At 65.3% G+C, this 12,910-nt stretch carries 1 protein-coding gene; it reads left to right on the forward strand.

What is annotated here, in order from left to right; all coding sequences use genetic code 11:
* The first annotated feature begins 154 nt into the window (after window positions 1-154).
* Entirely contained in the window at window positions 155-12,643 is a 12,489-nt protein-coding gene (locus AC07OP_RS19770; RefSeq protein WP_495102226.1) for a filamentous hemagglutinin family protein, read from the forward strand.
* Window positions 12,644-12,910 lie beyond the last annotated feature (267 nt).

Genomic DNA, 12,910 nt, shown 5'->3' on the forward strand with positions numbered 1-12,910 from the left:
AGCAACGGCCTGTGCCGTTGCTGATTTTTTTGCGTTAGCAGCCGTATGTGAACTTTGCATGACAGAAGTTCAGTCGCGCCCCTCGCCAACCGCCTAACCCTCATACGTGAGCGTGCCTTGCTCCCTGCGTGATAACAAAGAAGGAAGATCCCCGATGGTCCGCTGCAAATCACCGGTTAACCTGAAAGCCCAAGAGACGATCCTGCGCCTCAAGCCACTGGCCCAGGCCATCGCCCTGTTGATGGTGGCGGGCAATGCCCATGCGGCTACGGCGTTCAGTTCCAGTTGGTTTGCCGACAAGGGCGCGACCCAGGCGGCGACGGCGGCGCGGCTCAGTGCCGGGCAGGTGCCAGGGGTTCCGACGCTGAACCAGCAGGCACGGGTCAACCAGCAGTTGGCACGCTCCATCAGCACGCTGAATACCAGTGTCGCGGCGATTGCCGCGCAACAGGCCGCGCAAGCGGCGGGGCGCCAGGCTGCGTTCGGCCAGGTGTCGACGATTCCCGATGGCTTGGGCAAGGGCGGCTTGCAGGTGGACAACAGCCTGACCCAGGGCTGGACCAACGCCAAGGCTCCGAGCCAGACCCAGGCCGGCGGCAAGACCACGGTGAGCATCGAGCAGACCGCCGACAAGGCGATCCTCAACTGGGAGACCTTCAACGTCGGCCGCAACACCACGGTGGACTTCCAACAGCAATCCAACTGGGCCGTGCTCAACCGCGTCAACGACCCCGATGCCCGGCCCAGCGAGATCCAGGGCCAGATCAACGGCGCCGGCACGGTGATGATCATGAACCGCAACGGCGTGGTGTTCAGCGGCACCAGCCAGGTCAATGTGCGCAACCTGGTGGCAGCGGCGGCGAACATCACCGATGAGCAGTTCACCCAGCGTGGCCTCTACGTCGATACCACCGGTACGCAACCGACCTTCACCGACGCGGCAGGCAAGGTCGAGGTGCAACGCGGCGCGCTGATCCAGACCCACAACGCCGCCACGTCCACCGATGCCGGCGGCTATGCCTTGCTGCTCGGCACCGAGGTTGAAAACGCCGGTACGCTCATCACTGCCAAAGGCCAGACGACCCTGGCGGCCGGCGACAGCTTCTATATCCGCAAAGGCGTCGGCACCGCCGGCAACGAGCGTTCCACCACCCGTGGCAATGAAGTCGCGACGGCCCTCAACGCCGACAGCACCGCGGGCAAGGTCACCAACAGCGGCCTGATCATGGCCTCCACCGGCGACATCACCCTGACCGGCCACCAGGTCCAGCAAAACGGTGTGGCCCTGACCAGTACCTCGGTGGATACGCGCGGCACCCTCCACTTGCTCAACGCGGCCAGTGACACCACCGGCAGCGTCACCCTGGGCGAGGGCAGCACCACCGCGATCCTGCTGGACGCCAGCGGCAGCAGCGCCCTCAATTCCCAGAAAAACAATGGCCTGACTTCGTTCGATGGCAAGCCCGCCAACCTGATCACCGAGCAATTCAACCACTTGAGCGCCGTGGCCGATCGTACCGACCAGTCGCGTATCGAGATCGTCAGCGGCGGCACCGTGGACTTCCAGAAAGGCTCGATCACCCTGGCCACCGGTGGCCAGGTCGCGGTCAGCGCGGGCGGGCGCAGCCTGGTGCGCGATGGGGCGATGATCGACGTGTCCGGCGCGGTGGGCGTCAAGGTGTCGATGGAAGCCAACAACATCAAGATCAACGTACAGGGCAACGAGCAACGCGACGCACCGGTCAACCGTGAAGACGGGAAGCTGATCAACAACGATGTGTGGGTCGACCTGCGCGAACTGGTGTTTGTGCCGGCCGGTACCAGCGGCTATGCCACGGACCGCTGGTACACCGCCGGCGGCTTGCTGGAGGTTGGCGGTTACCTCGGCACCCAGGGCCACTCGGTGGGTGAGTGGATGGCCCAGGGCGGTACCGTGACCTTTACCGGCCAGGACGTGGTGACTCAAAAGGGTGCGCAGATCAACCTGTCGGGCGGCACCGTGGATGTGCAGGCCGGGTATATCCAGCAGACCTGGCTCAAGGGCCCGGACGGGCGTTTGTATGAGCTGTCCAACGCGCCCGGCGACATTCTCTATTCCGGGCTCTATAAGGGCTACGAAGACACCAGCAAGCGCTGGGGCCAGACCGATTTCTACTACAACCCGATGATCGCCAAGCAGCGCCGTTACGAGAACGGTTATACCGTGGGCCGCGATGCCGGCAAGCTGGTGGTCGGCACCACCAGTGCGGTGCTGGAAGGCCAGGTGGTCAGCGGTGTGTTCCAGGGTGATCGCCAGACCCAGGCGCCGAACATCAACCTTGACGGTTACCAGCAGTCGCAGAAGGCCATGGCCCAGCGCGCGCAGTTGATCATTGGCGGCTACACGCCGGTCTACAACAAGACCACCGGCACCCTGCGCTATGCGCTGACCGGCAGCACCGAGCAGGTGCTGATCGACAGCAATACACAGAAAATCGCCGATGGCCTGGACCTCACGACGGCGCTGCCAGCGGATCGCCAAGGCCAGATCGTGCTCGACAGTGACCAGCTCAACGGTTTCCAGTTGGGCGCAATCAAGGTCGCCGCCAACCAGCAGGTCAGCGTCAACGGTGCACTCAACGTGGCGGACGGTGGTGCTATCACCCTGCTCGGGCCAGGCGTCACCATCAATGCCAACCTGACGGCCCACGGTGGCAGCCTCCAGGCCGGGAACATCCTCAGCCAGGTCGATCCGACCAAGGACGGCGCTGTCGAGGACACGATCCTGCCGGGCGACGGCAGTGTGACGGTCGCCGCCGGGGTCAAGCTGGATGCCAGCGGGCGCTGGAATAACCTGCTGCTGGACGCGGCCAACAGCACCGGCGTGGCCTATGTGAACGGTGGCAATGTGTCGCTGCGCAGCACGGGCAACGTGCACCTGATGGCCGGCAGCGTGGTGGACGCCTCTTCCGGCGGCACCCTCGGCGTGGATGGCCGGCTCACCGGCGGCAAGGGCGGCAACGTGACCCTGGGCGCGCTCGGCGCCCTGGGGCTGGACGGCGAGGTGCGCGGCTATGGCGTCACCGGCGGCGGCACCCTGGCGTTGCAGGCGCGCAAGGTGCAGATCGGCGACAGCCCCCTTGCGGCGGATGCCGACACCCTGAAACTGGCCGCTGACTTCTTCAATAAAGGTTTTTCGGCCTACGACATCACCGGCAACGAGGGCTTGATCGTCACCGACGGTACCCAAGTCGATGTCACGGTCCCGGTGTATCGGTTGGGCGCACAGGCGTCGTCGATCGCCACCGGCAGCGATCCGGCCAGTGCGTTGGAGCGCTGGACGCCCATGCTCTATCAGGAAGATCCGACCAGGAGCCTGCTGACCCAGCGCCGTGGCGCCGGCTTGAGCCTGAACGCGGGCTACGTCGACTCCACCGCCGAACAACTGGCAACCACTGCCCTGACGGTGGGCCAGGGCGCGGTCATCAATGTCGACCCCGGCCAGGCCATCAGCCTGCGCAGCGTTGGCCAATTGAACATGGACGGCACGCTGAACGCCTGGGGTGGCAGCGTGACCCTGGGGGGCATCAAGGCTGGGTCTGCCGAGGATGTGAATGCGGCTGGCCATGGTCGCTCCATCTGGGTTGGCGAACATGCGCTGATCGATGTCGCAGCGCGTGCTGCCACGGCGGTTGACAACCTTGGCCGCGCGTATGGCCTGGTCCGCGACGGCGGTACCATCACTATCGGCGGCACGCTCGATCTGCAGACCGGGGTGGCCACGGCCAGTGACGTGTTTGTGGTGGTGCGTGAAGGTGCGCGCCTGGACGCCTCCGGCACCGAGGCCCTGCTGAATGTTCCAGGGCAGGGCATGGTGCGCCAGGCCAGCAATGGCGGGAGTATCAGCCTGGCGTCCAATAACGGCCTGTACCTGGACGGCAGCTTTGTCGCCAGGGCGGGGGGCGCCGGCGCTGCGGGCGGCAGTCTCGCGGTCGCATTGGACAGCCCGCTCTACACACTTAATACCGTGGTTGATCAGGTGCTCAAAGGCCGTGAATTGCTGATCAGCCAGACGCACCAGCGCCACGACCTGGCGGGTACGCCGCAGGAGGCTGCCGGCAGCCTGGAGTACGGCCATGGGCGTCTGGGAGTGGACCAGGTCAGCGCGGGCGGTTTTGACAACCTGGCCTTGATGAGCAACGGGCTCATCAGTGCCGATGGCGATGTTTCGCTGACGCTGGGCCAGAGTCTGCGGCTGTTCGGTACGGCCTTCGGCCTCAGTGAAAATGCCGCTGACAACACCCGGGTCAACCTGGCTGCACCGTATCTATTGCTGGCTGGCGTCAACACGCCAGGCCGGGACGGCTATGTGCGTCCGGCGATTGTGCTGCCTGTCCCGTCCCAGCGTGAAACCGCCGCTCAGTTCAACGCCCGCGCTAGCCTGATCGATGTGCGCGGCAGCGTGCTGTTTGGCGTCAAGGGTAGCCTGCGCCAGGCGGATGGCAGCCTGCTGGATATGGAACGGCGTGGGTTTGACCAGGTCAACCTGACCAGCGAGGGTGACCTGCGGTTTCTGGCAGGGGCCAATGAGAACGGAGTCGCCCTGGGTATCAGCACCCAATTGCTGACCCAGGGCGACATGACCTTGCGCGCGGCGCAGTTGTACCCCGGCACACAGGTCGGCGCGCGGGTGATCGCGGGCTACCTGGGTGAGGCAGGTATCAACGATATCCTGTTCGACCCGTTGCGTACGTTGACCATTGGCCGTACCGGCACGGCCGACGCCGCCATTCCCTATTCGGCGTTCGGCCGCCTGCAACTGGGCGCCGCCACGGTTCGCCAGGGCGGTGTGGTGCGGGCGCCGCTGGGGCTGATCGATATCGGCAGCATGGGCAGTAACCTGGTGCAACTGTTGCCGGGCAGTATCACCTCGGTCAGTGGCAAGGGGCTGGTGCTGCCCTATGGCGGCACGCTGGATGGCCAGGAGTACCGCTACAACGGTCAAAAGGTCACGTTTATCGGCCAGGGCGGGGTGGCCAACCTGAACAGCGACTTGAGCGTCGGCGTCATTCTGGGCGGTACCACCGTCGCCGTGCAGCCGGATGCCACGCTGGACCTCTCCGGCGGTGGCGAACTGCTGGGCGCCGGCTTCATTTCCGGGCGCGGCGGTTCCACCGATGCGCGCTACAACCCGCTGGTGCAGTTCGGCGCCAACGGCGGGTTTGTGCTGCCGGGCCTGTCCACTAACCCGATCTATGCGATTGTGCCCGGGGTACAGCCAGGCGCGGCGCCGGTGGCGGCGGAGGGCGGTGCCGTGGCGCCGTTGATCGGCCAGCAGATCACCATCGGCGCTGGTGTGCCGGGGTTACCGGCGGGCACCTACACCCTGATGCCGTCGACCTACGCCCTGATGCCGGGGGCCTTCCGCGTCGAAATCAATGGGCTGGCCGGGCTTGGCGGCGATGGTGCGACCACGCTGATGCGCAATGGCTCGTGGGCCACCTCGGGGCAGCTGTCGATTGCCCACACGGGGATCAGCAACAGCGTCGCCAGCCAATTGATCCTGACCTCGGCCGATACCCTGCGCCGTTATTCCCAATACAACGAAACCAGCTACGCCCAGTTTGCCAGGGCCGATGCAGCCCGGATCGGCGTGCCCCGGCCGATGCTGGAAGCCGACGCCAAAACCTTGAAACTGTCGCTGCGCCCTGGTGCGGGTGCGGATGCCTTCTCGTTCGAGGGCATCGGCCGTTTCGATGCCGCCCCAGGCGGCTACGGCGGTACGGTGGCAGTGCTGGACCCAACCCGGCAGGGTATCGAAGTGGTCGGCGCGGGCAAGTCCGCCACTGCAGACTTCGCCGGCATCACGCTCAAGGCCGACACCCTCAATGCCTTGGGTGCATCGCGGCTGGTGGTGGGCGGTATGACGGTGGTGGAGTACGGCCAGTCCGGGAACTTTATCAACCTGGCATCCGGCGCGAATGGTGCCAACAGCACGGTGACGCTGCGCGAAGGGGCAACACTGGCGGCCCCTGAAGTTTTTCTGGTGAGCGACACCGGCGCAATTGTGGTGGAGCAGGGCGCCTCGATCAACACCCTGGGCCGCGGCAAGGCCAGTTACGACGCACGTGACGGGTTTATCTATCGGGTTGCCAACATGCTGGCGGTGTCCAATGGGCTGCTCAATGTGGTCAGTGCGCCGTCGCCAGACGGGGTCAGCGGCGGGATTAACATCGGCGCCTGCGACGGCGGCACGTGCAGCGGCCAGACCGGCCTGTACTCCGATGGCAGCATCGTGGCGCTGACCAACAGTACCTTCCAGCTGGGCGACCAGGTGCGCTATGGCACGCGTCACCTCAACCTGGGTGTCAGCACCATCAACCTGGGCAGCGCCGAAGCCCTCGCCGCTGCCGGAAACCGCGTGCCGGCCGGCCTGACCCTGACCCAGGCGCTGCTCGACCGCCTGCTGCGCGGTGACACGCAATTCGGCGCGCCGGCCCTGGAAACCCTGCAACTGTCGGCCCGTGACAGTTTCAATTTCTACGGCACCACGTCCCTGGACACCTATGACCCCGTCACCGGAAAATCACTGCTGAACAACCTGATGCTGTCCACCCCGGCGATGTATGGCGCCGGGGCGGCCAACGATGTGGCGACGATCCACACCGCCAACCTGATCTGGCTGGGCGCCACCAACGCCCCTGGCGCGGTGGTGACGGGCGGCGCGGGCACCGGCAGCGGACGCCTGGACATCAACGCCGAGCGTATCGAATTCGGCTACGGCGAGTTCGGCCAGCCGAGCAAGGTGAAGCTTTTCGACCGCCTGGCCTTGGGGTTCGCCAACGTCAACCTCAACGCCAGCGAACGCATCACCGCCAACCACAAGGGCAGCCTGTCGGTGTACCAGCGCCAGGGCGCGTATGACCCGGTCAACGGCTTCCAGTACAGCGGCGGCAACCTGACGATCCGTACACCGCTGATGACCGGTGAGGCCGGCTCGGTGAACACGATCAAAGCCGGCGGTGCGATTGATATCGGCGCGTCGGCAGGCCCCCGTGGCACGGCCAACGGCCAGGGGGCCGAGCTGTCCCTGCAAGGCGACAGCATTCGTGTGGCCGGTGCGGTGGTGTTGCCCAGCGGCAAGGTCAGCCTCAGCGCCAGGGGCGATGTGGTCTTGACCGATGACGCCTTGATCGACGTGGCCGGCCGCGCCATTGCCTTCAACGATGTGACCCAATACGGCTGGGGCGGCGATGTGTTACTGGACAGCCGCAGCGGCAATATCCGCCAGGCGGCGGGCTCGACCATCGACCTGTCGGCCCAGCACAACCAGGCGGGTAAATTGCGGGCCGTGGCCACGGATGCGGCGGCCGGGACCGTCGACCTGCAAGGCAGGATCCTTGGCAGCAGCAGCGGTTATTACGCGGCTGGCGGCACCTCGATGCCCTACCAGGCCGCTACCGTGGAACTCCAGGCCCAGCACCTGGGCGGCAGCGGTTCCCTGGACCAGCAGTTCGCCGACCTTAACCAGCGCCTCAACCAGGGCGCGGTCTTCGGTGCCCGCAGCTTCCAGCTCAAGCAGGGCGACTTGACCATCGGCAACGGGCTCAAGGCCGGCACCATCAGCGTGTCCATGGATAACGGCAGCCTGCGCGTGAACGGCCTGGTGGACGCCAGCGGTGAGCGGGTCGGCAGCATCAACCTGGCCGGCAAGCACGGCCTGACCCTCGACGGCACGGCGGTGCTCGACGCCCATGGCAGCAAACTGCGGGTGGACAGCTACGGCAAGATCATCGACTCGCCCAACCGCGCCATGGTGGTGCTTGGCTCCGGTGACGGCCAACTGACCCTCGCCGAGGGGGCACGTATCGACCTGCGTCACGGTACTGCTGCGACCGGCAATGACGGGCGCAGCCGCGGTACGCTGGAGCTCAACGCGCCGCGAGTGGGTGGCAATGACATCGCCATCGACGCCCGTGGGCAGTTGACTATCCAAGGTGCGCGTTCGATTGCGCTCAACGGCATGATCACCTACGACGACGCTCCCGAAAAAACCGACCCTACCGCCAGCGGCAAGCCGTATCAGGAAATCACCCAGGGTTACCTGGATGGCAAGCACGCCTTGAGCGACGCCTTTATCAAGGCTGCGTTGCAGAACAGCAACCTGCTGCAAAACAAACTCGCCGGATTGAACAACGCCACTTACGCCGATGCTTTCCACCTGCGCCCTGGCGTGGAAATCGTCAGCAAGACGGCGGACGGCGACCTGGTCGTGCAGGGCGACGTGGACCTGTCCCGCTACCGTTACGCCAGCCTCAACCCCCATAGCCAGCAGGATAATGCCGTCTACGGTTCGGGTGAATCCGGCAGCCTGACCCTGCGCGCCGGGGGGGACCTGAATATCTATGGCAGCATCAACGACGGCTTCGCACCGCCGCCGGCGTCTGCCGATGACAAGGGCTGGGTGCTGTTGCCGGGTATCGATTACCGTGGCGGCACGGTGGTGGTGCCTGGCAACGGCGTGACCCTGGCCGACGGCACCGCCTTCCCGGCCGGCGCGACCCTTAACTATGACCTGCCGATCAAGGGCCTGACCGTCGCCGCCAATACGCGTTTGCCAGTGGCCGCGACGTTGGGCCAGGACCTGGTATTGCCTGCGGGCAGCGTCGTCGCCGCCGATGTGCGCGATGCCGGCGGCACTCTGTTGTTTGCCGCCGGTACCTTGCTCGGCGAGGCGCAGACCTTGGTGGCGGGTACGCAACTGGGCGCCGGTACGCTGTTGACCGAGGGTACCGTGCTGCAAGGCATGACCTGGCCAAAGGGCGTACCGCTGCCAAGCGTGGACCAGGCAGGCCTGACCACTAACATTGTGCTGCTCGATGGCCTCAAGGTCTTGCCCAAAGGTGCGTTGATCCCTGCCGGCACGGATGTCAAGTTGCCTGCCGGGGTCCAGTCGGTGGCGTTGCGCGCCGGTGCGGCCGGGCAGCTTTGGGCGATCTCGCCGATGCTTGCCGAAGGCACCCAGTCGTGGTCGCTGCGCCTGGTCGCGGGCGCCGATACCGAGGCTGCGGACAGTCGCATCCTGCAAGCGCACCCGCGCAGCGGCGACCTGCATCTGGCGGACACTCACTACGGCATGTTCGCCAAGGCATTACCACCCCGTGGCGTGGAAACCTGGACGGCTGCCGGGGTCACCTACCTGGCGGGCGTCGGGGTGACCGTCAAGGCCGGTGATCCGATCGACCAGCGTGTGCTCGACGGCCTCGATAAGGGCTCAATCGATGATTTCTGCGGTGCATCCCCGCAATTCTGCAAGACCACGGGTGCTTACATATTCACTCCGGCGGCAGTCGCTCGATTCGCGAGGAAGGGCATCATCGTAAAGGCGGGGGACGAGGTCACCGAGGCGCTGGCGTTCAGTTTCAGTCAAATTACCGTGGAGCAACTGTGCGCGAGCCCCACGTATTGCCAGATGAAAAACCCGCAGGAATACGCCGCTGCACCGGCAAGCACGCGCTTGAGCGTGATCCGCACCGGGACCGGCGATCTGGAGTTGCTGAGCGCGGGCAACCTGAGCATGGACTCGTTGTATGGGGTGTACACCGCCGGTACGTCTTCTGCCGGCACCTTCCAGGGCGACCCCTACAATCAGCCCAAGGCGAAGCAGGGGGCCACCGTGCTGGGTGATCCTGGCAGCCTGTTCGAGCAGTTCGTCAACGGCTCGTCCACGAGCTTGTACCGGGCCTGGTATCCAGAGGCCGGGGGCAATCTGACGATTAATACCGGGGGTGACTTGACCGGTGATATCACCAGCATCGCCCAGAGCAACATCGGGCGACCCAACCCCAAGGATCTCGGGTTCGATTCGGCGGCAATCGGCAACTGGCTATGGCGCCAGGGCAGCAGCGATGTGGCGACGGGTGGCCAGGCTCAACCGAGCGCCTGGTGGATCAATTTCGGCAGTTACACCGCAGCGGCTGCAGGCGCGGACAAAATGCTCGGTTTCACCGGCTTCGGCACCCTGGGCGGTGGCGACCTGGCTGTCAATGTCGGCGGCGACGCCGGGGTCTTGAACACCCTGGGTTATGGCTTCGGGAACGATGCCGTAAACCCCCATAGCCAAGGCCTGGTCCTGGCAGTGGGCAGCACGGGCAGGGTCGCCAGCGATGGCAGCCTGCAAGTGACCGGTGGGGGCGATCTGCGGGTGCGCATCGGTGGCAGCATGAACCCTGCCAGTGTTGTCGTTGCCAATGCGGACCATCGTGACGGCATGCTGGTCAATCTTCGCGGTGATGTGCAGTTGCGCAGCGCCAGTGTAGGCAGCGTCGATTTGCTGTACGGGGCAACCTCTACCGAACAGAGCCCGGGCGAGACCCGTGCCTTCGACCCGCTGGTCTCGACCCGTGGCGTGGCGCGCGGTGGGCTGACCCTGGTGCCGGGTGACGCCACGTTCAACATGCAGACCCTGGGTGACCAGGTGGTGAAAACCGTCGAAGACCCGGGCCGGGTGCCGGTTAGCCATTCTTCGCCTTTTGCACAAGGCACCACCCTCGGCACCGGCAGCAGTTGGTTTACCCTGTGGACCAAGGACACGGCTATTGATCTGTTTTCCTTGGGCGGTAACCTGACCCCCGTCAGCCTGCCCGACACGCCGGCTGACCTGGCTGTGGCCTACCCGTCAATCGTCAGGGCAACGGCGGCCGGCGGCAGTCTGTATTACGGTAAAGCGGCCCGTGCGCAGGAGAACTCTGACCTCAACTACACAGACCCCCTGATGTTGGCTCCCGGGCCGGCCGGCCAGTTGCAGTTCCTCGCCCAGGGCTCGATCTACGCCGGTGGCATGGCCGTGAGCCAGTCCGGGGCGGCGCCGAGTGCGATGGCAACCCCTTGGAACCCTGCGTACCAGGCCCGTATTGGCAATGCTGTAGTGGTCAGCAACCTGCCGCCCACGGGTAGCCTGGTCAGCCTGTCGCTGTTGGCGTTCGGTTCCGGCACGGCAGCCGCGTCATCCGCTGGCAGTGCTGAGCCGGCGCGTTTTTATGCGATAGACGGGGACCTGGTCGGGGTGAGCAGTGGTCGGATAATCACGTTCAGCAGTGACCCTGGATCCCTGCATGAGGGCGAGACCTGGTATGAAGGGAATGGCCCGGTCCGGATGATGGCCGGACGGGATATCGTCAGCAGTGGGCGTAGTTTTGGTGTGGACAGGACGGACGCGCCTTCGAGCAATAATCTGTTCCTGCACAAAAACGCCAACGATATCTCCATCGTGTCGGCCGGTCGCGACATTCTCTACAGCAACTTCGAGGTGGCCGGGCCTGGCCTGCTGGACGTGTCGGCAGGCCGCAATATCCTGATGACGGGACCTGCGGGCGAGTACAGCGTGACCAGCCTCGGTGGGGTATTGCCAGGCGATAGCCGGCCCGGCGCGAGTATCGTGATGCAGGCCGGTGTCGGCGCCAACGGGCCGGATTACCAGCGTTTTGTCGAGCGCTACCTGAACCCTGTCAACCAGGCACAAGCGGGCGAGTCGTTGCAGGGGGCCAAGGTCGCCAAGACGTACGAAAACGAACTGGTTGCCTGGCTCGCCGAGCGCTTCGGTTTTGTCGGCGACAGCGAGCAGGCCCGCGCCTACTACGCGGCGCTGCCCGCCGAGCAGCAACGGATATTTGCCCGCGACGTGTACTTCGCCGAACTCAAGGCCGCCGGCCGCGAGTACAACCAGGACGGCAGCGTGCGCCAGGGCAGTTACCTGCGCGGTCGCGCGGCGATTGCGGCGCTGTTCCCGGACAAGGACGTGGCCGGTAACGCGATCACCTACCAAGGCGACATCACACTGTTCAACGGCTCGGGCGTACACACCAATGCCGGTGGCTCGATCCAGATGCTCACCCTGGGCGGTAGCCAGACCTTCGGCATCGAAGGCGCGGCACCGCCGTCGACAGCGGGTCTGATCACCCAGGGTTCGGGAGATATCCAGCTGTACTCCCTGGGCAGCATCCTGCTCGGCCAGAGCCGCATCATGACCACCTTCGGCGGCTCGATCATGGCCTGGACCAGCGAGGGCGACATCAACGCCGGGCGCGGCTCCAAGACCACCGTGGTGTACACGCCGCCCAAGCGCGTCTATGACAACTGGGGCAACGTGAGCCTGTCGCCATCGGTACCGAGCACCGGTGCGGGGATCGCCACGCTGAATCCGATCCCGGAAGTGCCGGCGGGGGATATCGACCTGATCGCGCCGATGGGCACCATCGATGCGGGGGAGGCGGGGATTCGGGTGTCGGGTAACGTCAACATCGCCGCCTTGCGGGTGGTGAACGCGGCGAACATCCAGACCCAGGGCAAGTCGTCCGGGGTGCCGGTGTCGGCCGCCGTCAACACCGGGGCCATGAGCTCGGCCAGCGCGGCGGGAGCGGCGGCGTCCCAGGCCGCAGAAAACGCGGCGCGCAGCCAGCAGGCGGCGGCCAAACAGGGCCGGCCGTCGATCATGACCGTGGAGGTGCTGAGCCTGGGCACCGAGCCGTTGCCGCGTGAACCGGAACCTCGGAAAACCTCGGGCTACAACCCCGACAGCCCGGTGCAGGTGTTGGGCGCGGGGCCGCTGAGTGAACAGGCGCGGGCGCGGTTGACGGATGAGGAGCGTAAGCAGATCAGTTTGTAGAACTTTAGAAGGACCTCTCGATGTACCGTTCGGGGCGATCAGTGATCGCCCCATTTTTTTGGGGAAGCAGAAGGGTGGCGAGCTTATAGCCGAGCGGTATTGTGGGGGGCCTCGGTTAAAACTGTGGGTGCGACGATTCGACTTGCTCCCGATGGCGGCCTTTGGGTCGACCATTTGTTGGAGTTGGAATGAGTACATATCCGTTGCTGCGGTAACGGCTGCCTATGGTTCCGCTCTTACAGCGGGTCACTTTGGAAAAGCCCCAAA

Source organism: Pseudomonas sp. GW821-FHT09D08 (genome assembly GCF_059416305.1).